At 66.1% G+C, this 25,354-nt stretch carries 22 protein-coding genes; 10 read left to right on the top strand and 12 right to left on the bottom strand.

Annotated features, from left to right (window positions below):
- Window positions 1–286 precede the first annotated feature (286 nt).
- From ACVK00_RS31570 to ACVK00_RS31560, 3 genes are read left to right on the top strand one after another with little or no spacing between them, the layout of a single operon-like run.
- Window positions 287–1,432, top strand: a complete 1,146-nt coding sequence (locus ACVK00_RS31570) for a DUF2827 domain-containing protein (RefSeq protein WP_284888951.1) — start codon at window positions 287–289, stop codon at window positions 1,430–1,432.
- Between the two features lie 14 nt (window positions 1,433–1,446).
- A complete protein-coding gene (locus ACVK00_RS31565; RefSeq protein WP_006754840.1) occupies window positions 1,447–2,601 on the top strand; it encodes a DUF2827 domain-containing protein in 1,155 nt (384 codons plus the stop codon).
- A 25-nt stretch (window positions 2,602–2,626) separates the two neighbouring features.
- A complete protein-coding gene (locus ACVK00_RS31560; RefSeq protein WP_228908373.1) occupies window positions 2,627–3,094 on the top strand; it encodes a DUF4019 domain-containing protein in 468 nt (155 codons plus the stop codon).
- A 202-nt stretch (window positions 3,095–3,296) separates the two neighbouring features.
- Here the strand turns inward: ACVK00_RS31560 and ACVK00_RS31555 are convergent, their stop codons facing one another.
- The 9 genes from ACVK00_RS31555 to ACVK00_RS31515 all read right to left on the bottom strand — a co-directional run bounded on the left by ACVK00_RS31555 (window position 3,297) and on the right by ACVK00_RS31515 (window position 13,390).
- Window positions 3,297–3,740, bottom strand: coding sequence for a hypothetical protein (locus ACVK00_RS31555; RefSeq protein ID WP_228910021.1), 444 nt, complete (start codon window positions 3,738–3,740; stop codon window positions 3,297–3,299).
- A gap of 62 nt (window positions 3,741–3,802) precedes the next feature.
- Window positions 3,803–4,606, bottom strand: coding sequence for an EAL domain-containing protein (locus ACVK00_RS31550; RefSeq protein WP_228908374.1), 804 nt, complete (start codon window positions 4,604–4,606; stop codon window positions 3,803–3,805).
- 725 nt (window positions 4,607–5,331) lie between these two features.
- On the bottom strand, window positions 5,332–6,474 hold the full coding sequence (locus ACVK00_RS31545) for a DUF2827 domain-containing protein (protein ID WP_284888952.1): 1,143 nt from the start codon (window positions 6,472–6,474) through the stop codon (window positions 5,332–5,334).
- A gap of 150 nt (window positions 6,475–6,624) precedes the next feature.
- Complete coding sequence (locus ACVK00_RS31540) at window positions 6,625–6,963, bottom strand: DUF1493 family protein (RefSeq protein WP_284888953.1); 339 nt, start codon at window positions 6,961–6,963, stop codon at window positions 6,625–6,627.
- Window positions 6,963–7,424 (bottom strand): STM2901 family protein, encoded by a 462-nt coding sequence (locus ACVK00_RS31535; RefSeq protein WP_284888954.1) that lies wholly within the window; start codon window positions 7,422–7,424, stop codon window positions 6,963–6,965. Before ACVK00_RS31535 ends, ACVK00_RS31540 begins: the two co-directional genes overlap by 1 nt.
- 303 nt (window positions 7,425–7,727) lie before the next feature.
- Window positions 7,728–9,728, bottom strand: coding sequence for an acetyl/propionyl/methylcrotonyl-CoA carboxylase subunit alpha (locus ACVK00_RS31530; RefSeq protein ID WP_284888955.1), 2,001 nt, complete (start codon window positions 9,726–9,728; stop codon window positions 7,728–7,730).
- Window positions 9,729–9,764: 36 nt separating this feature from the next.
- Complete coding sequence (locus tag ACVK00_RS31525) at window positions 9,765–10,550, bottom strand: enoyl-CoA hydratase/isomerase family protein (protein WP_284888956.1); 786 nt, start codon at window positions 10,548–10,550, stop codon at window positions 9,765–9,767.
- 19 nt (window positions 10,551–10,569) lie between these two features.
- Window positions 10,570–12,177, bottom strand: a complete 1,608-nt coding sequence (locus tag ACVK00_RS31520; protein ID WP_284888957.1) for a carboxyl transferase domain-containing protein — start codon at window positions 12,175–12,177, stop codon at window positions 10,570–10,572.
- A 31-nt stretch (window positions 12,178–12,208) separates the two neighbouring features.
- Window positions 12,209–13,390 carry an isovaleryl-CoA dehydrogenase gene (locus ACVK00_RS31515; RefSeq protein ID WP_059532493.1) on the bottom strand — a complete coding sequence of 394 codons (1,182 nt, stop codon included), beginning with the start codon at window positions 13,388–13,390 and terminating at the stop codon, window positions 12,209–12,211.
- Window positions 13,391–13,561: 171 nt separating this feature from the next.
- Between ACVK00_RS31515 and ACVK00_RS31510 the strand changes: the two genes are divergently transcribed.
- On the top strand, window positions 13,562–14,308 hold the full coding sequence (locus tag ACVK00_RS31510; protein WP_175654251.1) for a TetR/AcrR family transcriptional regulator: 747 nt from the start codon (window positions 13,562–13,564) through the stop codon (window positions 14,306–14,308).
- A 61-nt stretch (window positions 14,309–14,369) separates the two neighbouring features.
- On the opposite strand, the gene ACVK00_RS31505 is transcribed toward ACVK00_RS31510, so the two are convergent.
- Entirely contained in the window at window positions 14,370–14,858 is a 489-nt protein-coding gene (locus tag ACVK00_RS31505; RefSeq protein WP_166723434.1) for a MarR family winged helix-turn-helix transcriptional regulator, read from the bottom strand.
- A 198-nt stretch (window positions 14,859–15,056) separates the two neighbouring features.
- Between ACVK00_RS31505 and ACVK00_RS31500 the strand changes: the two genes are divergently transcribed.
- The 5 genes from ACVK00_RS31500 to ACVK00_RS31480 all read left to right on the top strand — a co-directional run bounded on the left by ACVK00_RS31500 (window position 15,057) and on the right by ACVK00_RS31480 (window position 20,880).
- Window positions 15,057–16,136, top strand: a complete 1,080-nt coding sequence (locus ACVK00_RS31500; protein ID WP_284888979.1) for an aromatic ring-hydroxylating dioxygenase subunit alpha — start codon at window positions 15,057–15,059, stop codon at window positions 16,134–16,136.
- A complete protein-coding gene (locus tag ACVK00_RS31495) occupies window positions 16,133–17,098 on the top strand; it encodes a PDR/VanB family oxidoreductase (RefSeq protein ID WP_284888958.1) in 966 nt (321 codons plus the stop codon). Before ACVK00_RS31500 ends, ACVK00_RS31495 begins: the two co-directional genes overlap by 4 nt.
- A gap of 48 nt (window positions 17,099–17,146) precedes the next feature.
- Window positions 17,147–18,208: an aromatic ring-hydroxylating dioxygenase subunit alpha gene (locus ACVK00_RS31490; protein WP_284888959.1), complete on the top strand. Its 1,062-nt coding sequence runs from the start codon at window positions 17,147–17,149 to the stop codon at window positions 18,206–18,208.
- 130 nt (window positions 18,209–18,338) lie between these two features.
- Window positions 18,339–19,682 carry an MFS transporter gene (locus ACVK00_RS31485; protein ID WP_284888960.1) on the top strand — a complete coding sequence of 448 codons (1,344 nt, stop codon included), beginning with the start codon at window positions 18,339–18,341 and terminating at the stop codon, window positions 19,680–19,682.
- Between the two features lie 103 nt (window positions 19,683–19,785).
- Complete coding sequence (locus ACVK00_RS31480; protein ID WP_284888961.1) at window positions 19,786–20,880, top strand: porin; 1,095 nt, start codon at window positions 19,786–19,788, stop codon at window positions 20,878–20,880.
- Between the two features lie 61 nt (window positions 20,881–20,941).
- Here the strand turns inward: ACVK00_RS31480 and ACVK00_RS31475 are convergent, their stop codons facing one another.
- On the bottom strand, window positions 20,942–21,388 hold the full coding sequence (locus ACVK00_RS31475; RefSeq protein WP_284888962.1) for a hypothetical protein: 447 nt from the start codon (window positions 21,386–21,388) through the stop codon (window positions 20,942–20,944).
- A 408-nt stretch (window positions 21,389–21,796) separates the two neighbouring features.
- Here ACVK00_RS31475 and ACVK00_RS31470 point away from each other — a divergent pair, with 408 nt between their 5' ends.
- Window positions 21,797–23,980 carry a TonB-dependent siderophore receptor gene (locus tag ACVK00_RS31470; protein ID WP_284888963.1) on the top strand — a complete coding sequence of 728 codons (2,184 nt, stop codon included), beginning with the start codon at window positions 21,797–21,799 and terminating at the stop codon, window positions 23,978–23,980.
- Window positions 23,981–24,016: 36 nt separating this feature from the next.
- Here ACVK00_RS31470 and ACVK00_RS31465 read toward each other — a convergent pair whose 3' ends face one another.
- A complete protein-coding gene (locus ACVK00_RS31465) occupies window positions 24,017–25,306 on the bottom strand; it encodes an MFS transporter (protein WP_228908386.1) in 1,290 nt (429 codons plus the stop codon).
- Window positions 25,307–25,354 lie beyond the last annotated feature (48 nt).

Raw genomic sequence — 25,354 nt, 5'->3', positions numbered from 1 at the left:
GCCGGCGGCTATGTCAAAGTTCGTCAGCCCCCCTCCACAAACCGCTGACTTCCGTGCCACAATCGCCGCAGACAGCTGCCGGGGCGTTCCGCCCGCGTCGCGCGCCGTGCCAGTCCCGCCCGACGACACACCGGAATCCGCCGGCCGCCCCGCGATCCGCGTCGCTCGACTCGTTGTCGAGCGCGCGCCGGCGCAAACGCAACCACGACAATCCACGGCGCGCCGTTACGCGGCCAGGCGCTCGACGCCACGGCCGAACGCACGACGCCGCAGAGGAAACCAACCGGTGACGGACATCAATCAAGCCGCCTCGGGCGGCACCCGCAAGCAACGGCCTGCCGTCGGCATCTCGCTGTTTGCGCGGGACGGCCAGGCGATCTGGGAAAACGGCATTCACCAGAACATCGCGTACCTCGCGATGATGCTCAAGCGCTCGGACCGCGTCGGCCCCGTCTATTTCCTGAACGGCGGCGACGCGAACGCACTGCCGCTCGGCCTCGAACTCGACGGCCTCGACGTGCCGCTCGTGAAGCCCGCCGACGTCACGCACGAGCTCGACGTCGTGATCGAGATGGGCGCGCAACTGCCGCTCGAATGGCTCAGGCACGTGAAGGCGCTCGGCACGAAGCTCGTCGCGTGCTACGTCGGCCACACCTACAGCGGTCTCGCCGAAACGCCGATCTTCGAAAAGCCGTCGGGGCACATCTTCAACGGCACGCAGTTCGACGAAGTGTGGGTGCTCGAGAAGTCGCAGAAGATCGACGTGCCGCTCTTGCGCACGCTCACGCGCGCGCCGGTTCATACGATTCCGCATCTGTGGTCGCCGTACTTCCTCGATCGCCGCATCGCCGCGCTGGCGAGCGAAGGCGTCACGTTCGGCTATCGGCCCGGCCGCCGCCCGTGGCATCTCGCCACGCTCGAGCCGAACATCTCGGTCGTGAAGACCTGCCATTACCCGATGCTCGTGTGCGACGAGTTCTACCGCGCGCATCCGGACGCGGTCCAGCATCTGTTCGTCGTCAACGCGATGCACATGAAGGCGCATCGGACCTTCGTACACTTCGCGAACAGCCTCGACCTCGTGCGCCAGCACAAGGCGACGTTCGAGCCGCGCATCGACCTGCCGGGCTTCATGGCGCGTCATGCGGATGCCGTCGTGTCGCACCATTGGGAAAATCCGCAGAACTACCTGTACTACGACGTGCTGTACGGCGGCTATCCGCTGATCCACAACTCGACGCTGCTCGGCGACGCCGGCTATTACTACCCGGACTTCGATTCCGTCGCGGGCAGCCACGCGCTGCGCGATGCATGGCTGCATCACGACGAGCGGCTCGACGACTATCGCGCGAAAGCCGACCGGCTGCTGCAGTCGGTCTCGATCGACAACCCCGCGAACCTGGACGCGTTCGTCACGCGCCTGGTCGCCTGAACCGGAGCATACGCATGTCGGACTCCAATGCCCGTCAAGCGCCCGGCGAGGGCAAGCGTCTCGTCGTCGGCGTGTCGCTGTTCGTGCGCGGCGCCGGCCAGTCGCTGTGGGAAAACGGCATCTTTCAGAACTGCCTGCTGCTGATCCTGCTGCTGCGTCAGTCGCCGCACGTCGCTCAGGCCGTGATGGTGAACGGCGGCGAACAGCTCGCCGATCCGCAGTTGATGCTCGGCGAATGGGACGTGCCGCTGCTGTCGATGGACGAAGCGCTGCAGCGCTGCGACGTGTTGATCGAAATGAGCGCGCAGTTCAGCGCCGATTACCTGCGCGCGTTCCGCGACCGCGGCGGCAAGGTCATCACGATGCGGGTCGGCAACGACTACGTGATCGACATCGAGCGCGCGATGTTCGACAAGCCGTCGGGCTTCCTGTTCTCGGGCGCGCCGTACGACGCGGTGTGGACGATTCCGGAATTCGAGCGCTCGTGCCTGCACTATTACCAGACGGGCCTGCGCGCGCCCGTCACGATCGTCCCGCACATCTGGCATCCGATGCTGTTCGACAAGGCGCGCGCGACGCTCGGCGCCGGCCTGTCGTTCGGTTATCAGCCCGGCAAGCCACGCTGGCGCGTGACGATGTTCGAGCCGAACATCTGCATGGTGAAGACGAGCATCATCCCGATGCTGGTGACTGAAGAGGCGTATCGCGCGAAGCCCGAATTCCTCGAGTTCGTGCGCGTGTGCAACACGCTGCACCTGAAGGAACATGCGACGTTCGTGCACTTCGCGAAGAGCCTCGACATCGTGAACCACGGGATCACGACGTTCGAAAGCCGCTACGCGGTGTACGAGTTCATGGCGGCCTACGGCGACGCGGTGGTGTCGCACACGTGGGAAAACGCGCAGAACTACCTGTACTACGAACTGCTGTACGGCGACTATCCGCTGATCCACAACTCGCCGTTCCTCGGCAAGGCCGGGTATTTCTATCCGGACTTCGATTGCCAGGCCGGCGGCCGTGCGCTGCTGCAGGCGTTCGACGAACACGACGCGAACCTGGAAGCGTATCGCGAGCAATCGAAGCACGTGCTCGACTCGGTCAGCATCTACAACCCCGACAACGTCGCCGCGTATTCCGACGCGATCGCGTCACTCTATCGCGACGCCTGACGCGCCGCCCTCTTCGGACTCCGACATGAACCCATACCGGCCCCTCTCCCGCGCGAAATGGCTGATCGGCTGCGCCGTCGCGTCGCTCGCGATCGGCGCGCACGCGCAATCCGGCGGCGAATCGGCCGACGCACTGCTGCGCGACGCCGACGCGGTCTTCAAGCAGCTCGACGCCGGCCAGTACGGCGCGGTATGGACCGATTCCGCCGCGTTCGTGAAGGCACGCATCAAGCAGGATCAGTTCGCGGCGGACATGCAGCGCGCGCGCCAGTCGGTCGGCACGGTCCGCCATCGCGGCTGGGCGCAGGTCACGCGCATTCGCTACACGAACGCACCGGCAACGCCCGACGGGCTTTACGCGAACGTCGACTACGCGACGACGCTCACGACCGGCACGACCGTGTACGAAAAGCTGAGCTTTCGACTCGACGACGACGGCCGCTGGCACCTGACCGGCTATGTGCCGCGCCAGGGGCAGGATTTCACGCCGTAAGCCGCACAGCGCCCGAAGCCGGCGCTGTAAATCAACCTCGCGATTACGATCAAGGTGCAGCGCGACGCCACGCAGTCGCGGATGATGGACGCGTTCATCGCCCCGTCGCACACGAAAGCCGATGCGCGCCGGAAATCCGAAGGTTTCGGTAACAACTGACGGTGCGCTTGCCGGGCAAGCGCATGCCCGCGATCGGTGAGCGTCAAGCGCGGCGCGCAAGCGGGCGCGACGCTTGCACGCCGTCGGCGCGCCGTGCGGCAAACGCGCGGCCATGCCGGCGTCCGATCCGCGCCAGCCTCGTGAAACAGCGGAGTGCGGCGCCGCTGACCTGGCCGGCCCGCCTCGCGAGGCTGCCGGATACACCGCAGGCGATCGCCGAATCTTCGCCGCAGGCCCCCGCAAACACGCCGGCGTAATAGTGCCGCGCCGCGAGGTCGCGGCCGTCGGCGTCGAGCGGCTTCATCCGGTGAATACGGTGCGCGACGGCCTGCAGGCCGTCGAGATACGGTGCGACGTCGATCGGCGTATCGGTCGATTCGGCACCGAGCTGCCACAACATGTCGGCCAGTTCGGCGATCGCGACGAGTTCGCGCGCATCGGCCGCCTGCGTGCCCGTTTTGTGCCCGGCCCTCTTCGTCGCCACCATGCCCACGCCCCTTTGCGATCCATCGTTGCCCGATGCCAGCGCCCCGCGCCCGCGCCGCTGCGTCATGCGGCGGCCGGCGACCGCCAAGAGAAGCGAATGCCCTGCGCCCACGCGACGCCGGAATCCAGGATGATCTGCCGGTCGGTCTCATTCTCCACGCCTTCGACGACGACGTGCCGCGCGCTTTCGTGCGCAAACGCGATCAGCCGGCGAAACTGGTAGCGCCCGATCGCGTTGCGCTTGATGAGCGACAGGACCGACCTGTCGAGCTTCACGATATCGGGGTTGCCGACCACCAGGTTGTTCAGCGCGCTGAAGCCGACGCCGAAGTCGTCGATCGCGACGCGGCATCCGGCCTGGCGGAACCGATTCACGAACGACCGGCCCGCGACGGGGTTCAGCGGCCCCGTCTCGGTAATCTCGACGACCAGCCGCGCCGCGACGGACGGCTCGCGCTCGAGCCGCCTGAAGATGGCCAGCCACGCGTCGTCCACCACCGCGCTCGCCGCCGCGATGTTGCAGCCATATACGGCCTGCGGATCGGCACGCAGCGCGTCGATCGTCCGGCCCACCACGAGCCGGTCGAACCAGCGCATCAGCCCGAGCGACTCGAGGCGCGGCAGGAACGCGAGCGGCGGCAACGCGTCGCGCGACCCCCAGCGCAACCGCGCGAGGCATTCGTGATACAGCACGCCGCCCGACAGGTCGGCGCGGCAGACCGGCTCGCGCGCAAACCCGAGCCGGCTTTCGACGAAACTGCGTACCGACGCAAGGTCGGGGTGATCGTCAGGCGCGCCGAACACGAGATCGATTTCGTCCCGATTCGCTACGCTGTTCGCCTCCAGGCGAGGTTCGACCGCATTCATCCGGCGCTCCGGCAATTGTCGGGCCGCCGATGACGGCCCGCGCTCTCGATACATGTGGCGCGAGCCGACCACGACACGCGCCACCGCCTACCCGGCCCATCCTCTTGTTTCGATCTTTTCAGGGAGCGTACTTTTCATTTCGGCGTGCCGTCAAATCCGATATTGTCAACGATATTCAAATACCGAAAATACACCACGCATGCACATCGCCGACAGTGCGACAGGTTACATAAAACCATCGGCGATATTGCCCGCCCAAACGCCTTTGGCAAAAATCGATTTATCGAGGGTCTCGTTTCAAAATCAGACACCCGTTATTTCGTATGATTAATGTCCGGCAGCGAAACGGTATCCGGACATGTCGCCCGGATTCGCCGCGAGGCCCTGCGGGCCACGTCACCGGTGGATTCCCATCGGGCATTCGGTCCCCGGAGAATTCAATTTCGCCGTTTCAAACGATATTGAAAATAGCCAAACGATAATTCGCCAAAATAAAATTACAATATCGGCCCGAACCATACGGCATTTGTCGATTGAAAGATTTTTAACAATCTTTTCGATTTGTTAACCTATAAAATAATTTCTGACGGACTTCCCTCGGAGCCGTCAATTTCGTGCCTTCAAAAACCGTCGAATCTTCCCCGGTTCGGCGGTTTCTTTTTTACGGCATGATTTTCATCAGACATTAACGCGGGGCCACCGGCTACGGCAGGCGTCACGCAAGCTCAAGCAGCCGTCGCGCCGATCAGGTTCGCGAGCAGCGCGTCGTATTCGGCGACGAGCGCGGGGTTTGCCGACGTATAGCGGCCGAGGATCTCGCGCTGGCGCCGCGTGTACCCCTGCCAGTCGTCGTCGTGTGTGTGCAGCGCGTGCAGCAGCGCCTGCGCGCCCTGCTGCACGTCGTTGTCCGGATAGTAGTAGCCGAGATCGGGCGCGAGGCTCGCGTTGTGCACGAGCGGATAGCCCTGCCAGCACACGTCGAAATAGAAGTAGTTGAGCGGGTTCGACCATTGATGCGACACGACGATGTCGGTCAGGTCGGCCAGGAACAGCGGCGTGTCGAAGCGTCCGACGAAGCTCGCCTTGCCCGCGCGCACGATGTCCAGATAGTTCATCAGCATCACGAACTCGGGGCTGTCGTGCGCGAGACGGTCGGCGTTCGTCACGTGCGTGAAGCAGATCGCCTCGGGGTCGCGGCGATACGCCTCGTCGATGATCAGCATCGGGTACACGCAGAACTTCACGACGTTGTGGTTCGGCTCCATCACCGTGAGCCGCTTGCCCGGCTCGCTGCGCGGCCGGTATTCGCCGTGCTCGGGCAGCGATGCCGCGCGCGCGCTCAGGAACATCGGATCCCACACGAACGGCACGACGCGCCCCGGGCAGCGACGCAGCGACTGCAGGAACGGCAGCGACGACGGCGCGATCTGCGGAATCGCCCACACCTCGTCGTAGCCGCGGTTGATGAACAGCGTTTCCCACAGCCGGCGGCCGAACAGCATCGACTCCATCGCGTTGATGTACTCGACGCCGCAGCAATAGCTGACGATCTTCGCGCCGCGCGCCTTCAGGTAGTCCGTCTGCGCGGCGTCGATCTGGCCGCCGAGTTCGATCACCACGTCGAGCGCATCCTTCATGTCGGCGAATGCACGCGTGTCGAATACGGTGCGATCCCACGGCAGCGCGTCGGTGAGCGACACGTCGGTCGTGTTGACCAGCGTCACGCGATAGCCATGCGGCGACGCCATCAACAGCTTCGCGAGAAACAGCGCGTTCTGCTTGATGCCATTGATCCACAGGCTTTCGTCGGGGGCGCGCAGACCGATCGTGATACCGATGCGCAGGCCGTTCAGGACAGGAGACGTCATCGTCGGCGGGACGGGAAATTGAATGGACGCGATGTGGTGCGCATGGCGGCGCACCCCGGGAACAACGGGTCATTCTAGCGGACTGCCGACCGCAGGAGTGTCATGGATGGTCAGCGATGGACGAGTTACGGCGCGGCCTTTGCCGAGCTGTCACATCTCCCATCGTCCGGCTTCGATTGCCGCCTCCATCATCCGGATGGTCAGCGGACGCTCCAGGATTTTGTCCCTGGCGCCGCTGCTGAACGGCGACTTCAACACTTCCACCAGATATCGACCGAAACCCAGTTTTCTGGATGGGTAATAATAATCCACATCGAAAGCAGAAATATCGACGCCGAACGATTCCGAAAATCTCCGCATCAATCTCAACATGGCTCTGTCGGAAATCTCAAGATCAATGCAGAGATCCGTTTCCGGGGTAATTTCAAGCTCACCCCACAATGGCGAATCAGCCTCCTCCCGCACCATCTCGATCAAACGAGCGTCCATCAAAAACGATCCTCCGGCTTGACCAGGCGATTGTACGTGACTGCAGAGCGATACATTATGATCGATATGTCGGCAGCTGTAATGATCCATCCTGCCACCGGCACCGCCCGTCCGACAAATACGCCGAGCTCCCTGGTAAATTTCACCTTGAGAAGCACGAGACTCTTGAATGAAGTTACCGTTGGAAGAATTTTGTGCTTGATTTCATAGGGCAACATCCTCCGTGAAACCCTTGATGCGACCGATGTCCCCTTGACCGCTCCGCGGAATTTTCCTCGGGTCGGCACAAACCTTTGTCCCAACAAAATCATTGCGATCCCGACAGCATCATCGATACCCAATTCATCACAGGCGACGTCGATCACGATCAGGCAAAACAATTCCGGCGGCGTCAGATCTCCGTGGCCCCTGTAATCATCGAGCGTGAGCAGAAAGATGCGGTGGTTTCGCTCATCCAGCATGACATCCGGAAAGCGATCGATGTCATTCAGCGCGTTGCTCCACGGGGGAAACAGGCGAATTCGCGTTGCGGATGAAGCTGAGGAGAAGCCGTTTTCGATCTGTCAACGAGTGTTGCAATAGCCGAATCGACGAGCAACGGCGCATGTTGCGCCGCTGATCAACGGCCGGGATCGGTTGATGGCCCAGAAACCATGAGGACATTGCACGCGCATCTTTTATTTTTTGTATGCGATCGACGATTCGCGAGCGGACGCCCGCGCTATCCGTGAGGGCCGGCAAGGGCCCTCACGCACACGCTCCGGTCAGTCTTCCGCCATCACCAGCAACTGCGCGCCATCCGCGACCTGGTCGCCGACGCCGTACAGCACTTCCGCGACGACGCCCGTACCCGGCGCGCCGATCGTGTGCTCCATCTTCATCGCTTCCATCACGATCAGCGGCGTGCCGGCCTCGACCTTCTGGCCCGGCTCGACCAGCACCGCGATCACCTTGCCGGGCATCGGCGCGGTCAGGCGGCCGCCGCCATGCTCGGCATCGCCCGCGTGCGCGAGCACGTTGCGCCATTCGAACGTCTCGGCGACACCCTGCGTGAACACGTGGAAACTGTCGCCGTCCGCATACACGCGGCCGCTGCTGCGCACGCCGTCGAGCGTCACGTCGAAGTCGAGCGGCGTCGCGCCGCGCGTCCACGCGAACGGCTGCGCGGCCGCATCGCCGGTGGCGAGGCTCGCGCGGCCGCCATTGTCCTCGTAGGTGACCGTCGCGTCCGCTTCACGATCGGGGGCATGCCATTCAAGCGTGCGGCGATAGCCGCCGTTCAGCCGCCAGTCCGGCAGCGCACGCCACGGCGACATGCCCTGCTGCGCGGCCGCCCCGCGCTCGCGCGCGAGCAGCGCCGCGCAGGCCAGCGCCAGCGTCGCACGCGGCGACGGTTGCGGCGCGAACAGCGCATCGTGGTTGCGCTCGATCAGGCCCGTGTCGAGATTGGCGGTCGCGAACGGCTCGCACGCGACGATCCGCTGCAGAAACGCGGCGTTCGTGTGCAGGCCGACCACTTCGCAAGCCCGCAGCGCGCGCAACATCGTGCCGAGCGCTTCCGCGCGGTCCGCGCCGTGCACGATCAGCTTCGCGATCATCGGATCGTAGAACGGCGTGATCGCGTCGCCTTCGCGCACGCCGCTGTCGACGCGCACCGGCGCGCCGATCGCGAACTCGACGCCTTCCGGCAGCCGCAGGTGCTTCAGTGTGCCGGTGGACGGCAGGAAGCCGCGCGCCGGATTCTCCGCGTAGAGACGTGCCTCGATCGCGTGGCCCTGCACGCGCAGTTGGTCCTGCGTCAGCGGCAGCGGCTCGCCCGATGCAACGCGCAGTTGCCACTCGACGAGATCGAGCCCGGTAACCATCTCGGTGACCGGATGCTCGACCTGCAGGCGCGTGTTCATTTCCATGAAGTAGAACGCGTCGGCCGTCATGATGAATTCGACGGTGCCCGCCCCGACGTAATGCACCGCGCGCGCGGCCGCGACGGCCGCCTCGCCCATCGCGCGACGCAGGTCGTCAGGCAGGCCCGGCGCCGGCGCTTCCTCGAGCACCTTCTGGTGACGGCGCTGCACCGAGCAGTCGCGATCGAACAGGTAGACGGTGTTGCCGTGCGTGTCACCGAACACCTGCACTTCGACGTGACGCGGGCGCGTCAGGTATTTCTCGATCAGCACGCGGGCGTTGCCGAAGCTGCTCGCGGCCTCGCGCTGGCACGACGCGAGCGCCGCCCGGAAGTCCTCCGAGCGCTCGACCACGCGCATCCCCTTGCCGCCGCCGCCCGCGCTCGCCTTCAGCAGCACCGGGTAGCCGATCTCGTCGGCTTCGCGATGCAGGTTGGCCGTGTCCTGGTCGTCGCCGTGATAGCCGGGCACGAGCGGCACCGCGGCCGCGTGCATCAGCGCCTTCGCGGCCGCCTTCGAGCCCATCGCCGCGATCGCGTCGACCGGCGGGCCGATGAACACGATGCCGGCCGCTTCGCATGCGTGCGCGAAATCCTCGTTCTCCGACAGGAAGCCGTAGCCGGGGTGGATGGCCTGCGCGCCGGTCGCACGCGCGGCCTCGATGATGCGCAAGCCGCGCAGGTAGCTGTCCGCGGCCGCCGCGCCGCCAATATGCACGGCTTCGTCGCATGCGGCGACGTGCTTCGCGTTCGCGTCCGCGTCGGAATAGACGGCGACGCTCGCGATCCCGAGACGTTTGCACGTCGCGGCGACGCGGCAGGCGATTTCGCCGCGGTTGGCGATCAGAATCTTGTCGAACATGGCTTCGGTGTCGTCCGGAAAGTTATTGGCACGCCGTCATTCACGCCACGAAGGCGTGCGCTTCTCGAGGAACGACGCGATCCCTTCGCGCGCTTCCGCGCCGGCGCGGGTGCGCGCGATCCAGTCGGCGGTCTGCTCGATCAGCATCGCGTCGAGCGGCCGGCCGGCCACGTCGGCGACGAGCCGCTTGCACGCCCGCACCGCGTCGGGGCCGTTCGCGACAAGCGCCGCGGCCAGCTTCGCGACCGTTTCGTCGAGCGCCTCGGCCGGCACCGCGTCGTGAATGAAGCCGAGCGACGCGGCGCGCGCGCTGTCGAACACTTCGGCCGTCGTGAAGTAGCGGCGCGCCGCGCGCTCGCCCATCGCGCGCACGACGTACGGCGCGATCGTCGCGGGAATCAGCCCGAGCCGCGCCTCGGACAGGCAGAACTTCACGCCGTCGGCGGCGATCGCGATGTCGGCCGCCGCGACGAGGCCCACGCCGCCCGCATAGGCGTCGCCGTGCACGCGCGCGATCACCGGCTTGCCGCAGCGATGGATCGCCTCGAGCATGCGCGCGAGCTTGCGCGCATCGGCACGGTTCTCGTCGTCCGAGTAACCGGCCATCTTCTTCATCCAGTTCAGGTCGGCGCCCGCGCAGAACGCGGCGCCTTCCGCCGCGAGCACGATCGCGCGCACGCCTGCGTGCGCGTCGAGCCACTCGAACGCGGTGGTCAGCTCGGCGATCGTCGTCTCGTCGAACGCGTTGCGCACGGCGGGGCGCGCGAGCGTGACGGTCGCCACGCGGTCGGCCTCGTGTACCTTGATCGTTTCGTATCGCATCGGTCAGCCCTCCCGGCCGTTACATGCGGAACACGCCGAAGCGCGTGTCGTCGATCGGCGCGTTCATCGACGCGGCGAGGCCGAGCCCGAGCACGTCGCGCGTCTGCGCGGGGTCGATCACGCCGTCGTCCCACAACCGCGCGCTCGCGTAGTACGGATGCCCCTGGCGCTCGTACTGATCGCGGATCGGCTGCTTGAACGCATCCTCCTCCTCGGCCGACCACGAGCCGCCCTTCGCCTCGATGCCGTCGCGACGCACGGTCGCGAGCACCGACGCGGCCTGCTCGCCGCCCATCACCGAAATCCGCGCGTTCGGCCACATCCACAGGAAGCGCGGACCGAATGCGCGGCCGCACATACCGTAGTTGCCCGCGCCGAACGAGCCGCCGATGATCACCGTGAACTTCGGCACCTTCGCATTCGACACGGCCGTCACCATCTTCGCGCCGTGGCGCGCGATGCCTTCGTTCTCGTACTTGCGGCCGACCATGAAGCCCGTGATGTTCTGCAGAAACACGAGCGGGATCTTGCGCTGGCAGCACAGCTCGATGAAATGCGCGCCCTTCACGGCCGATTCGGAAAACAGGATGCCGTTGTTCGCGATGATCCCGACCGGATGGCCCCAGATGTGCGCGAAGCCCGTGACGAGCGTCGTGCCGAAGCGCGCCTTGAATTCGTCGAACTCCGAATCATCGACGATGCGCGCGATCACCTCGCGCACGTCGAACGGCTTGCGCGTGTCGACCGGAATCACGCCGTACAGGCTCTTCGCGTCGTAGCGCGGCGGCTTCGGTTCGCGCAGCGCGAGCGGCGACGCGATCTTTGGCGCGAGATGATCGACGATATTGCGCGCGATCGACAGCGCATGCGCGTCGTTCTGCGCGAGATGGTCGACCACGCCCGACAGGCGCGTGTGCACGTCGCCGCCGCCGAGATCCTCGGCGCTCACTTCCTCGCCGGTCGCGGCCTTCACGAGCGGCGGGCCACCGAGGAAAATCGTGCCCTGGTTCTTCACGATGATCGACTCGTCGCTCATCGCCGGCACGTACGCGCCGCCCGCCGTGCACGAGCCCATCACGACCGCGATCTGCGCGATCCCCGCGGCGGACATCGTCGCCTGGTTGAAGAAGATGCGGCCGAAGTGGTCGCGATCGGGAAACACGTCGTCCTGGTTCGGCAGGTTCGCGCCGCCCGAGTCGACGAGGTACACGCACGGCAGCCGGTTTTCCGCGGCGATTTCCTGTGCGCGCACGTGCTTCTTCACGGTTATCGGGTAGTAGGTGCCGCCCTTGACCGTCGCGTCGTTGCACACGATCACGCACTCGCGGCCCGCGATCCGGCCGATGCCGGTGATCACGCCCGCGCCGGGCGCGTCGTCGTTGTACATGCCGTTCGCCGCGAGCTGCGAGAACTCGAGGAACGGCGCGCCGGGATCGAGCAGTTGCGCGATCCGGTCGCGCGGCAGCAGCTTGCCGCGTGACAGGTGCTTGTCGCGCGCGGCCTGGCCGCCGCCTTGCGCGAGCTGTTCGATCTTCGCGCGCAGGTCGGCGACGACCGCCTCCAGCGCCGCGGCGTTCGTGCGGAATTCTTCCGAACGCGGGTTCAGTTTCGATTCGATGATCGGCATCGACGGGGCTCCGTTCGCGTGACGTGGGGCGTTACATCGTTTCCGCGAACAGCTCGCGGCCGATCAGCATCCGGCGGATCTCGCTCGTGCCGGCGCCGATCTCGTACAGCTTCGCATCGCGCCACAGACGACCGACCGGGTATTCGTTGATATAGCCGTTGCCGCCGAGGATCTGGATCGCCTCGCCGGCCATCCACGTGGCCTTCTCGGCCGTATAGAGGATCACGCCCGCGCAGTCCTTGCGCACCTGGCGAATATGGTCGCTGCCCGCCGAGTCGAGATGGCGGCCGACCGCGTACAGGTAGGCGCGGCATGCCTGGAACGTCGTGTACATGTCGGCGACCTTGCCCTGGATCAGCTGGAACTCGCCGATCGACTGGCCGAACTGCTTGCGGTCGTGGATATACGGGACCACCGCGTCGAGACACGCGGCCATGATGCCCGTCGGGCCGCCCGAGAGCACCGCGCGCTCGTAGTCGAGGCCGCTCATCAGCACCTTCACGCCGCCGTTGAGCTGGCCGAGGATGTTCTCCTCCGGCACCTCGACGTCCTGGAACACGAGCTCGCCCGTGTGCGACCCGCGCATGCCGAGCTTGTCGAGTTTCTGCGCGACCGAGAAGCCCTTCATCCCCTTCTCGACGATGAAGGCGGTGATGCCGCGCGGGCCGGCGTCGATGTCCGTCTTCGCGTAGACGACGAGCGTGTCGCAGTCGGGGCCGTTGGTGATCCACATCTTCGTGCCGTTGAGCACATAACGGTCGCCGCGCTTGTCCGCGCGCAGCTTCATGCTGACGACGTCGGAACCCGCGTTCGGCTCGCTCATCGCGAGCGCGCCGATGTGTTCGCCCGACACGAGCTTGGGCAGGTACTTCTGCTTTTGCGCGTCGGTGCCGTTGCGGTGGATCTGGTTCACGCACAGGTTCGAGTGCGCGCCGTACGACAGGCCGATCGACGCCGAGGCGCGCGAGATCTCCTCCATCGCGACCATGTGCGCGGTGTAGCCCATGTTCGCGCCGCCGTATTCCTCGGCCACCGTCATGCCGAGCACGCCGAGATCGCCGAACTTCTTCCACAGATCCATCGGAAACTGGTCGGTGCGGTCGACCTCCGCCGCGCGCGGCGTGATTTCCTTCGCCGCAAACGTCGCGACGGCGTCGCGCAGCATCTCGATGTCTTCACCGAGCATGAATTGCACGCCGGGCAGGTTGATCATGTCTCCTCCGTCTCCAGAAAGTGGGTCGCACGCGCCGATTTCTGAGTTTCGCTCAAATCGGATCAATGCGTCGATTCATTAAGCTAATACAGCGGAAATTTTGCACAGTTTCGCGCCTCGTCCGGCTTGGCGTCAATAGTTTTTTGAGTGATACTCAGATATCATCGCAGCATGACAGCCGCTCCCGCCGACACCATGACCGCCACCGCCAGACCCGACCGCGCCGACCCGTCGCGCGCACCCGCCGGGCGCAAATCCCAGCAGCGCGTGCAGGACATTCTGCGCGCCGGTCGTGAAGTGTTCGCCGAAAAGGGTTACGAGCATGCGACGGCCGCCGAGATCGCGCAGCGCGTCGGCGTGTCGGAGGCGACGGTGTTCAGCTATTTCCGCGGCAAGCGCGAGCTGTGCGCACGCGTGATCGCCGATTGGTACGACGAAATCATTGCCGCGTTCGAACACGGGATGCCGGTGGAGGCATCGGTGCAGCAGCAGTTCGCGTTCATCGTGCGCACCCACCTGCGGCTGATGCTGGTGAACGGCACGGGGCTGTGCGCGCTGGTGCTGTCGGAGGGTCGTGCGAAGCAGCATGCGCTGAGCGACGAGCTCACCGCGCTGCAGCGCCGCTACACGGCGCCGTTGATGGACGTGCTCGCGCGCGGCCAGGCAGCCGGGCAGGTGCGCCGCGACATGCCGCTGAGCCTGCTGCGCTCGATGGTGTTCGGGCCGATCGAGCACGTGCTGTGGGATGCGATCCTCGGACACCGCAAGCTCGATACGGAAACGACGGCCACGCAGTTGGTCGACATGCTGTGGGCGGCCGTGCAGCCGCCCGCGCCGGAGCAGGCGGCCCTGGTGCGCTTCAGGAACGAGGTCGCGGAAGCGGTGCGGCGGCTGGAAGGGCAAGCGTCACGCGCGTGACGCCGGCGGGTTTCGCCTGCCGCCCCGCCGCCTCTTCTGCGCTGTGTCGCGGACCCCGCCGCTACGAATCCTCGCCCACCCGCAGCGGCGCGCGGCTCTGCTCGTTGTTCAGATGGACGAACTTGCGCAACAGCCGCATCAGTTCCTCCGAATCGTCCTCTCCCATCCCGTCGAACAGGCCGGCACGCAGTTCCTTCACCGACGGAATCAGGTGCGTGAGTAGTTCCACGCCCGCCGGCGTCAGCAGCAGGCGCCGCTGACGCCGCGGCAGCACTTCGCGGACGATCAATCCTTTCGCTTCGAGCCGGACCGCGAGATCCGCGGTCGTCGACGTGTCGAGCGCCACCCGCTGCGCGAGCGTCACCTGGTCGAGCCCCGGGCATTCGTAGAGCATCCGCAGGACCGCGTACTGCACCGGCGTCACGTCCCGGCCCAGCTTTTCGTAGAACATCGCAACCGCGATCTGGTGGGCGCGCCGGATCAGGTGCCCGGGTTCGTCGTACAGATCGAGCGGGAATGCCGGCGCGTCGGCGGGATTCGTTTTTTCCATGGATGAGTCGATGACATAGGCGGCGCACGCCGTTGCGTGCACCGACGGCATGGCGCTGCCTCGCGCCATTTCCCGGGAAAACCAGTATACCGCCCGCCTTGCTCCCGCCAATCTCAATGCGTACACTGAATCTCATTCAGTACACGGAATGACCACGTGCCGCGTAACGGCGGCACTGCCCTGAAGGAGACGATGAACGTGTTTCTCAAGAACGCTTGGTATGTGGCCTGCACGCCCGATGAAATCGACGGCAAGCCGCTGGGCCGCAAGATCTGCAACGAGCCGATGGTGTTTTACCGCGCGGCGGACGGCCAGATCGCCGCGCTCGAGGACTTCTGCCCGCACCGCGGCGCGCCGCTGTCGCTGGGATTCGTGCGCGACGGCGTGCTCGTGTGCGGCTATCACGGGCTGGAAATGGGCTGCAACGGCAAGGCGGCCGGCATGCCGGGCCAGCGGGTTGGCGGCTTCCCGCCGATTCGCAGCTTCCCCGTCGTCGAACGGTACGGCTTCGTCTGGGTGTGGCCGGGCGATGCGTCCGAAGCCGATCCCGCCCGGCTGCCCGCGCTGTCGTGGGCCGAGGATCCGGCCTGGGCGCACGGCGGCGGCCTGTATCACATCCGCTGCGACTACCGGCTGATGATCGACAACCTGATGGACCTCACGCACGAAACGTACGTGCATGCGACGAGCATCGGCCAGAAGGAAATCGACGAAGCGCCGCCGAAGACGACCGCCAACGGCGACGAAGTCGTCACGAGCCGCTTCATGCAGAACGTGATGCCTCCGCCGTTCTGGCAGATGGCGCTGCGCGGCAACGGGCTGGCCGACGACGTGCCGGTCGACCGCTGGCAGATCTGCCGCTTCACGCCGCCGAGCCACGTGATGATCGAAGTGGGTGTCGCGCATGCGGGCCACGGCGGCTACGACGCGCCGGCCGAGCTGAAGGCCTCGTCGATCGTGGTCGACTTCATCACGCCCGAGACGGACAGCTCGATCTGGTACTTCTGGGGGATGGCGCGCAACTTCCGGCCCGACGATCACGCGCTGACCGCCGAGATCCGCGAAGGCCAGGGCAAGATCTTCGCCGAGGATCTCGAGATGCTCGAGCGCCAGCAGCTCAACCTCGAGCAGTGGCCGGACCGCAAGCTGCTCAAGCTGAACATCGACGCCGGCGGCGTGCTGTCGCGCAAGGTGATCGAGCGGCTGCTCGCCGACGAACAGGCGTCGAGCCCGCAGCGCCCCGTGATTCCGGTCGCGCAGATCAAGGAGGCGTCATGAGCGCCGCGACGCTGACGGTCCGGGTGGCCCGCAAGTGGCAGGAAGCGCGCGACATCTGCGGCTTCGAATTCGTCAGCGACGACGGTTCGCCGTTGCCGCGCTTCGACGCCGGCGCCCATATCGACGTGCATTTGCCGGGCGGCCTCGTGCGCCAGTACTCGCTGTGCAATCACCCGGAGCACGGCGATCGCTATCAGATCGCGGTGCTGCGCGATGCCGACGGCCGCGGCGGGTCGCGCGCCATTCACGACGAAGTGCGGCAAGGCGATACCGTGCGGATCGGCCTCCCGCGCAATCAATTCCCGCTCGCGCCCGACGCGCCGCACCACCTGTTGCTCGCGGGCGGAATCGGCGTCACGCCGATTCTCTGCATGGCGGAGCGGCTGTTCTCGTCCGGCATCCCGTTCGACATGCACTACTGCGCGCGCTCGACCGACCGCATGGCCTTCGTCGAGCGGATCAACGCGGCCGGGTTCAATGACCGCGCGCGCTTCCACGTCGACGACGGCGACCCCGCGCAACGCTTCGACCTGGCCTCGGTGCTCGCCGCGGCACCCGACGGCACGCACCTGTACGTCTGCGGCCCGCGCGGCTTCATGGATGCGGTGCTAAGCGCCGCGCGCGAGCGCGACTGGGCGGACGAGCGGCTGCATTACGAGTTCTTCGGCGGCGCGGTTGCGTCGTCCGCCGCGGATCGCGCGTTCCAGGTCCGGATCGCGAGCAGCGGCAAGGTGATCGACGTGCCGGCCGAATGCACGGTGATCGCGGCGCTGGCGGCCAACGGCGTCGAGGTTCTTACGTCGTGCGAGCAAGGCGTATGCGGCACCTGCGTGACGCGCGTGCTGGAAGGCCAGCCCGATCATCGCGATTCGTATCTGACGGAAGCGGAACAAGCGGCCGGCGACCAGTTCATGCCGTGCTGTTCGCGATCGCGAACCGACCTGCTGGTACTCGATCTGTAGACGGACCGCGCGGCGCGCGGCGGAAAACCACAATACTGGAGACGATCAATGGCGCATCATGCCGCACCACCAATTAATACTACTAAGTTTCCGATCGACCGATGGTGGGTCGCCGCGCTGTCATCGGAACTGACGGACAAACCCGTCGCGCGCACGCTGCTCGGCCGCCCGGTCGTGCTGTTCCGCTTGCCGTCCGGGGAAGTCGGTGCGCTGGAGGATCGCTGCTGCCACAAATCGCTGCCGCTGTCGTGCGGCTCGCTCGAGGTGCGCGGCCTGCGCTGCGGCTATCACGGCCTGCTGTTCGACCGCGGCGGCACCTGCGTGGAGATTCCCGGCCAGGACCGGATTCCGGCGAAGGCGTGCGTGGCGTCGTATCCGGTGCGGGAACAGGACGCCATCGTATGGATCTGGATCGGCGCCGACGCGCACGCTGAACCGACCGGCGCGCCGCCGCGCTATCCGTTCCACGCGGATCCGCAATACCGGTTCGGCGGCGGCAACTACCATTACGACGCGCCGTATCAGCTGATTCACGACAACCTGATGGACCTGAGCCACCTCGGCTATGTCCATCTGAAAACCATCGGCGGCAACGCGTCGCTGCACATGGGCGCGGAAACCCGCGTCAGCACCGAGGGCGACACGGTGACGCTGGTCCGCCGCATGCCCGATTCGGAGCCGCCGCCGACCTACACGGCGGCATGGCCGTTCACGGGCCGCGTCGATCGCTGGCAGGAAATCGAATTCCACGTGTCACACATCCGGATCTGGACCGGCGCGATGGATGCCGGCACCGGCGACCTGCACGATCCGGCGCGCGGCGGCTTTCACATGCGCGGCTTCCACGGCATCACGCCCGAGACGGAAACGACCACGCACTACTTCTGGACCGTCGCGACCAATCCGCAGCACGACATCGAACGCGTCGCGCGAACGGTCATTGAGCAATCCGCCGCGACGTTCGACGAGGACAAGACCGTGATCGAAGCGCAATACCGGAATCAGCTGCGGTTCCCGGACCGCCGCCAGATCGACATTCATGTCGACGCGGGCCCCAATCGCGCGCGGCGCGTGATCGAGCGGCTGCTGCTGCAATCCGAACCCGCGTAGCCATCGCGCCGGCGCGCGTAACCCGGGTTGCCCGTCAGCCCACGCATTCGCTTTCGTCCCATTCGCTACGGCAGTGCGTCGATTTCATCCCATTCAATTAGTCATACTATTTTTATGAAGGATCTTTGACGTGAGCGCAAATATCCGCAATACGATCGACGAATCCCCGATGAGCGCGTTTCAGACGATGGCGGTCACGGCCTGCGTCGTGCTGAACATGCTCGACGGCTTCGACGTGCTGGCCATCGCGTTTGCCGCGCCGCATCTGGCAGCCGAGTGGAAACTGAGCGGCAAGGAAATCGGCCTGCTGCTGAGCGCCGGGCTGGCCGGCATGGGCATCGGCTCGGTGCTGATCGCGCCGCTGGCCGATCGCGTCGGCCGCCGCCGCATCATCCTGCTGTGCCTCGCCGTGATCTCGACCGGAATGCTGGCCTGCGCGGCCACCCACAGCACGCTGCAACTGGCGGCCGCGCGTGCCTACACGGGGCTCGGCATCGGCGGCATGCTGGCGAGCCTGACCGTCATCAGCGGCGAGTACGCATCGAACAAATGGCGCAGCGCCGCGATCGGCATGCAGTCGACCGGCTACGCGATCGGCGCCACCGCCGGCGGCGTCATCGCCGGTTACCTGCTGTCGACGTGGGGATGGCGCAGCGTGTTCGCGTTCGGCGGCATCCTGACCTTGATGTCGATCCCGATGGTGCTCGCGCTGCTGCCGGAATCGCTCGACTTCCTGCTGGCACGGCGTCCGGACAACGCGCTGCCGAAAATCAACCGCATCCTCGCGAGAATGAAGCGCGCGCCGATCGACATGCTGCCGGCCGCGACCGCTTCCATCGACACGGCGAACCCCGCGTCGAGCTGGACGGCCGTGCTGCGCGCACCGCTCACGCGCCGCACGATCGCGCTGTGGATCGCGTTCTTTCTCGTGATGGGCAGCTTCTACTTCGTCGTGAGCTGGACGCCAAAACTGCTGGTCCAGGCCGGAATGTCGGCATCGCAGGGCGTGACCGGCGGCGTGCTGCTCAATCTCGGCGGCATCGCGGGCGCGTCGCTCTTCAGCCTGCTGTCGACGCGGTTCGGCCTGCGCAACCTGCTGGGCGCGACGCTGCTGCTGGGCGGCGTGCTGATGGTCGTGTTCGGCGCGAACACCGGCTCGCTCGGCATCGGCATGACGGTCGCGGTGTTCCTCGGTGCCGTGATCAACGCGTGCGTGGCCGGCATGTATGCGCTGTCGCCGACGCCGTATCCGGCCGAGATCCGCACGACCGGCATCGGTCTCGCGGTCGGCATCGGCCGCCTCGGTGCGATCCTGTCGCCGATGACGGTCGGCGCGCTGCTGGACGACGGCTGGTCCGTGTCCCATCTCTATCTCGCGTTCCTCGTGCCGCTGGCCGGCGCGGCAATCGCCGTCGCCGTGGCGGGCGCGCGCGCCGCGGCACCGCACCGGCAACGCGATCCGGCGATGTCGTAACGCACGACACCCGCAGGCTTGACCGATACCCGTCGGTACCCCGGGCATGTCCGGGGCAATCAAAAAAACGATAAGTAGATCTACATACTGTTTGGAGACAGCCATGAAAACGAAACTGGGCGCCGCGCTCGCGACGGCGATGGCACTGGCCGGACCGGCCTGCGCGCAAAGCAGCGTCACGCTGTACGGGATCATCGATACCGGTGTGTCCTACTACAACAACGCCGCGCACGGCGGGTCGTTCACCGGGATGCCGACGCTGACCGGCGAGGTGCCGTCACGCTGGGGCCTCAGAGGCACGGAGGATCTCGGCGGCGGCTACCAGGCCTTCTTCGTGCTCGAAAACGGCTTCCAGCCCGGCACCGGCGCATTCAACTATGGCGGGCGCCTGTTCGGGCGACAGGCGAACGTGGGCGTGAACAGTCCGTTCGGCGCGCTGACCCTCGGCCGCCAGATGAACATGTCGATGATCGTGCTGACCAATGCCGACGTGATCGGCCCGTCGATTCATTCGATGGCGGATTTCGACTCCTACCTGCCGAACTCGCGCAGCGACAATGCAATCGGCTACAAAGGCACGTTCCACGGCGTGACGCTCGGCGCCACCTACAGCTTCGGCCGCGACGCGGCCGGCCCGGCTGGACCGTCGGCGACGGGCTGCGCCGGCCAGGTGCCCGGCGACATCGTCGCCTGCCGGCAGTACACGGCGATGCTCGCCTATGACGCGAGCAATTTCGGGCTGGCCGCCTCGCACGACGTGATGCGCGGCGGCGGCGGCGCGCTCGCGCCGCTGAACAATCCGGCGTATACCGACACGCGCGACATCGTCGCCGGCTACGTGAAGATCGGCCCCGCGAAACTCGGCGCCGGGTGGATCCGCCGCAACCTCGCGGCGGCCGAACACCTGCAGGCCGACATCGTGTTCGCGGGCGGCACGTACTACGCGACGCCCTACCTCGCGCTCGACCTGCAGGGCGTGCGCTACCTGCAGCGTCGCGAAAACAGCCAAGGCGGCACGAACGCCACGCTGCTCGTCGGCCGCGCGAACTATTTCCTGTCCAAGCGGACGACCGTCTATACGTCGGTGGGCTACATGTTCAACAGCGCCACCGCCGCCAATGCGGTGGCCGCGGGCGGAACCGTCGCGACAGGCAGCAACCAGCTCGGCGTCATGGCCGGGATTCAGCAGAAATTCTGACGCCCCGGGCAGCGCCGTTGCGGGCGGCTCGCCGCCGCCCGCGAACCGCGCGCGCCGGACGTCAGCCCTCCAGCCGGCAATGCGCGAGCTTCAGCCCCGGCAATACGGGCGCATCGATATAGCCTTCGTTCACGCAGCTGAAGCGGAAATTCGCGGACGCCGTGAACGGCTTGATCTCGCCGCCGGGGAATTTCGGTTTCAGCGCAGCCTGATCGGCCACGTCGAAGTGCGTATCGAACTGTTCGCCGTCGGTCGTCAGCGCGCCGAAGTACGTGCCGCCGGGGTCGCTGCCCATCCGAATCACGGCGCCGACGAACACGAGGCGCTTGCCGTCGTACTTCGTCTTCGCGGCGGCCATGTCCCGCGTGTAGGCCTCGATCACTGCGCCGTAATGCGCGTCAACCGTGGGCTCGGCGGCCGAAGCCGCGCAAGCGGTCTGCTGAATGCCCGCCAGCAGCGTGCAGGACGCAAGCGTCAACGCCGCGAACGGCGCGGAAATCTTGTTCATGGGTGGTCTCCCCTCTAGCGTGGTGATTGAAGTGATTGAAGCCCGGCGCTACGCCGGATGAATTCGCTTCCGTTGCTTTATTCGTTCGAATGGCGGAACACGGCTGCAATCACTTCACCACCCGCGTGGTCGACCGCAGCGCACGAGTTCGCGCTCGCGCTGCACGCGACGTGACGGGAAGATGACATGGTGCGGCCCCCGGCTCTCAATGAATTTCACTGCGTCTGATTTTGGCCGCTACGGTAGCAGACGGCCGACGGCCCGGCAATCGCGGGGCACGGTCCGTCTCGGCCTCATTACAATTGCAAACGATTCTCATTACGTATATCATGCGCATCCTGCCGCAGCGGCGCAGTGAAGCGCTGCGGCCTGTGCCCTCGTCCTTAGCACTCCGTCATTCATCGATTCATGCCATCCCGTCGAACGCCCCGCCGCGCGCGGACCTTGCGCCCGTGGCGCGCGAGCCTGCCTGCCCTGATCACCCTTTGCGTCGCCAGCGGCGCGCATGCGGATACCGAACCTGCCGCGGCGGCATCCGCGCCCGCGTCCGCACCCGAGTCCATTTCGCCGCCCGAACGCGAACTGCCGACGATCAGCGTCAACGCATCGGCGGTCGCCGATCCGACCGTCGGCTATCAGCCGCGCACCAGCAGCATCGCCGGCGGCGACGAGCGCCCGCTCAAGGAGATCCCGCAATCGGTCGCCGTGGTCAGCAGCAGCGTGATGCAGGATCAGCAGGCGCGCTCGCTCGACGACGTGCTCGGCAACATCAGCGGCGTCACGCAGACCAACACGCTCGGCGGCACGCGCGACGCATTCATCAAGCGCGGTTTCGGTTCGAACAACGACGGCTCCGTGCTGGTCGACGGTGTCCGCACGCCGGTGCTGCACAGCTATCTCGCGACGATCGACCGCGTCGAAGTGCTGAAGGGCCCGGCTTCGCTGCTGTACGGGATGCAGGACCCGGGCGGCGTGATCAACCTCGTCACGCGCAAGCCGGAGGACACGTTCGGCGGTTCGATCTCCGCATCGCGCACGAGCCACGACGGCAGCAGCGCGCAGTTCGACCTGACGGGCCCGCTCGGCAAGCCGGGGCAGGTCGCGGGCGGCACGCTCGCGTTCCGGCTCACCGGCGAATACGACACGAGCCGCTACTGGCGCAGCTTCGGCCGCGAACGCAACGCGCTGATCGCGCCCGCGCTGTCGTGGCACGACGCGAACACGTCGATCGACGTCAGCTACCAGTACGTCGACTACACGATGCCGTTCGATCGCGGCACCGTGCTCGTGAACGGCCGCCCTGACGACTCGCTGCGCTATCGCCGCTACGAGGAAGCCTGGGCGCAAAGCAGCGGGATCCAGGAAACGCTGCGGGCGCGCGTCGAGCACCGCTTCTCCGACGCGTGGCGCGTGCGCGCGACGTACGGCTGGGGCCGCGACCGCTACGATCAGTACATCGCCCGCGGCACCACCTTCAACAGCGCGACCGGCGCGATGACGCGCACGGCCGATGCGAACCTCGGGCGCAACGACTCCGACCAGATCGCGACGCTCGGCCTGCTCGGCAACCTGACGCTCGCGGGGATGAATCACGCGCTCTACATCGGTGGCGAATACGAGCGGCAGCGCAGCTTCCGCGGCGACACCATCCGCGGCAAGGCGATCAAGGGCTTCGATCTCTACGATCCCGTCTACGGTCTGCTTGCGCCGGGCGGCACGCCGAACGCGAAGTCGAGCGATTCGCGGTCGTTGGTCCACACGTATTCGATGATCGTGCAGGACTCGGTGAAGATCACCGACCGGCTCACCGCGGTCGGCGGGCTGCGCTGGGAGGACTGGCAGCAGGAATCGGGCATGGGGCGGCCGTTCGCGTTCGCCGACCGCTCGCACGGCAACGTGTGGCTGCCGCAGTTCGGGCTCGCGTATGCGCTCACGCCGTCGCTGACCGCGTATGCGAACGTGAGCCGCTCGTTCAAGCCGAACGTCGCGTCGAATGTCACGTCGCCGCTCGCGCCGGAATTCGGCCGCGTGCTCGAAGCCGGCCTGAAGTTCAGCCTGAAGCCCGGCATCACCGGCACGCTCGCGGCCTACCAGATCGACAAGCGCAACGTCGCGGTAACAGTAGACGACATCACGTCGACGATCGGCACCGCGCGCTCGCGCGGGATCGAACTCGACGTCGCGGGGCAGATCACGCGGCACCTGAGCCTGATCGGCAGCTACGCGTACACGAACGCGAACGATCGCGACAGCAACACGTCGCTCGTCAACGTCGCGCGCCACACCGGCAGCCTGTTCGCGGTGTATGACACGGCGCTCGGGAACCTGCCCGGCCGCTGGCGCTTCGGCGGCGGCGCGCGGCTCGTCGGCGCACGGCCCGGCGACACCGCGAACAGCTTCACGCTGCCCGGCTACGTGACCGTCGACGCATTCGCGGCCTACGAGACGACGATCGGCAAGTTCCCGACGCGCATCCAGCTCAACGTGAAGAACCTGCTCGACAAGACCTACTATCCGTCGAGCAACAGCAACCTGATCGTCGCGGTCGGCGAGCCGCGGCTCGTCACGCTGACGACGACGGTGTCGTTCTGACGATCATCGCGCGGCCAGCGGCGGCCTGGCCTGCGGCTAGTCCGTCGTGGCCGGGCAGACCAGGTAGAACACGACGCTGCACACCGCCAGAAAGCATGCCAGGACAGTCATGCCGATCCGCAGGCCCGCATAGCCGATGATCGTCGCGCCCAGGACGCCGGACAGGCTCCCGCACGCGTTGATCAGCGCGAAACCGGCCGCGGCCGCCGGGCCGGACAGCACACGCCCCGGCAGCGTCCAGAAGATCGGCATCAACGACAGGATGCCCGACGTCGCGACGGTCAGCATCGCCAGTGCGAGCCAGAAGTTGTCGTGCGCCACCGTCGCGACGAACAGGCCGGCCGCCGCCAGCGCGACGGGTATCACGCCGTGCCGCCGCAGCCGCCCGGATTGCTCCGCATGCTTCGCGTTCACGTACATGCAGATGGCGGCAGCGCCGAACGGAATGGCCGTCAGCAGCCCGACGGTCAAACTGTTCTTCACCCCTGCATCATGGAACAGCGTCGGCATCCAGAACGTCAGCCCGTAGAACCCGGTGTTGAACAGGATCATCACGACGATCAGCGCATAGATCTTCGGCGACCGGAAGGCATCAGCCACGCGATGCGACTTGAGGGCCGCCTCCGTCGCGACGTTCGCCTCGATGATCCGCTTCTCGCGCGGCGTCAGCCAATCCACGTCGGACGGCTTGTTTCGCAGCAGCACCAGGATGACGACGCCGAGCAACACCGACGGCAGCCCTTCGAGCAGGAACAGCCACTGCCACCCATGGATGCCGGCCACGCCGTTCAGCGTCTCCATGATCGCGCCGGAGAGCGGCGCACCGAACACGACGGCGATCGGCAACGCCATCAGGAACAGCGAATACATGCCGCTTTGACGCCGCGCCGGCAACCACGTGTTCGTGTAGTACATCACGCCCGGTACGAAGCCCGCCTCGCAGACGCCCAGCAGGAACCGCAGCGAATAGAACGCAACCGCGTTCCGCGAGAAGACCATCAGGATCGACACGATTCCCCACGTAATCATGATCCGCGCGATCCACGCGCGTGCGCCGACACGCCGCAGGATCAGGTTGCTCGGAATCTCGAACAGCATGTAGCCCCAAAAGAACACGCTCGCTCCCAACGCAAACGACGCATTCGTCAGGCCGAAATCGGCCGCCATCTGCAATTTCGCGAAACCGATGTTGACGCGGTCCAGATAGGACATGATGAAACCGAGGAAGAACAGCGGGACGATCCTCAGTATCACTTTCCGGTACAACGCGTCTTCGTTCCGTGCCTCGATGCCTGCGTCCAGCGCAAGCGCGACATCCGCCTTCATGGTCAGTTCTCCCGATGAAAACCAGCGTCCTTGCAGCAATGGGGCCAT

Source organism: Burkholderia sp. PvR073, assembly GCF_054055695.1.
Note: the sequence above shows the minus strand (reverse complement) of the source record. Positions and strands in the feature narration are given on the sequence as shown.

Coding starts and splice junctions, on each gene's coding strand:
- ACVK00_RS31565 (WP_006754840.1), top strand. CDS start 1,447: ATGTCGGACTCCAATGCCCGTCAAGCGCCCGGCGAGGGCAAGCGTCTC.
- ACVK00_RS31560 (WP_228908373.1), top strand. CDS start 2,627: ATGAACCCATACCGGCCCCTCTCCCGCGCGAAATGGCTGATCGGCTGC.
- ACVK00_RS31555 (WP_228910021.1), bottom strand. CDS start 3,740: ATGGTGGCGACGAAGAGGGCCGGGCACAAAACGGGCACGCAGGCGGCC.
- ACVK00_RS31550 (WP_228908374.1), bottom strand. CDS start 4,606: ATGAATGCGGTCGAACCTCGCCTGGAGGCGAACAGCGTAGCGAATCGG.
- ACVK00_RS31545 (WP_284888952.1), bottom strand. CDS start 6,474: ATGACGTCTCCTGTCCTGAACGGCCTGCGCATCGGTATCACGATCGGT.
- ACVK00_RS31540 (WP_284888953.1), bottom strand. CDS start 6,963: ATGGACGCTCGTTTGATCGAGATGGTGCGGGAGGAGGCTGATTCGCCA.
- ACVK00_RS31535 (WP_284888954.1), bottom strand. CDS start 7,424: ATGCTGGATGAGCGAAACCACCGCATCTTTCTGCTCACGCTCGATGAT.
- ACVK00_RS31530 (WP_284888955.1), bottom strand. CDS start 9,728: ATGTTCGACAAGATTCTGATCGCCAACCGCGGCGAAATCGCCTGCCGC.
- ACVK00_RS31525 (WP_284888956.1), bottom strand. CDS start 10,550: ATGCGATACGAAACGATCAAGGTACACGAGGCCGACCGCGTGGCGACC.
- ACVK00_RS31520 (WP_284888957.1), bottom strand. CDS start 12,177: ATGCCGATCATCGAATCGAAACTGAACCCGCGTTCGGAAGAATTCCGC.
- ACVK00_RS31515 (WP_059532493.1), bottom strand. CDS start 13,390: ATGATCAACCTGCCCGGCGTGCAATTCATGCTCGGTGAAGACATCGAG.
- ACVK00_RS31510 (WP_175654251.1), top strand. CDS start 13,562: ATGACAGCCGCTCCCGCCGACACCATGACCGCCACCGCCAGACCCGAC.
- ACVK00_RS31505 (WP_166723434.1), bottom strand. CDS start 14,858: ATGGAAAAAACGAATCCCGCCGACGCGCCGGCATTCCCGCTCGATCTG.
- ACVK00_RS31495 (WP_284888958.1), top strand. CDS start 16,133: ATGAGCGCCGCGACGCTGACGGTCCGGGTGGCCCGCAAGTGGCAGGAA.
- ACVK00_RS31490 (WP_284888959.1), top strand. CDS start 17,147: ATGGCGCATCATGCCGCACCACCAATTAATACTACTAAGTTTCCGATC.
- ACVK00_RS31480 (WP_284888961.1), top strand. CDS start 19,786: ATGAAAACGAAACTGGGCGCCGCGCTCGCGACGGCGATGGCACTGGCC.
- ACVK00_RS31475 (WP_284888962.1), bottom strand. CDS start 21,388: ATGAACAAGATTTCCGCGCCGTTCGCGGCGTTGACGCTTGCGTCCTGC.
- ACVK00_RS31470 (WP_284888963.1), top strand. CDS start 21,797: ATGCCATCCCGTCGAACGCCCCGCCGCGCGCGGACCTTGCGCCCGTGG.
- ACVK00_RS31465 (WP_228908386.1), bottom strand. CDS start 25,306: ATGAAGGCGGATGTCGCGCTTGCGCTGGACGCAGGCATCGAGGCACGG.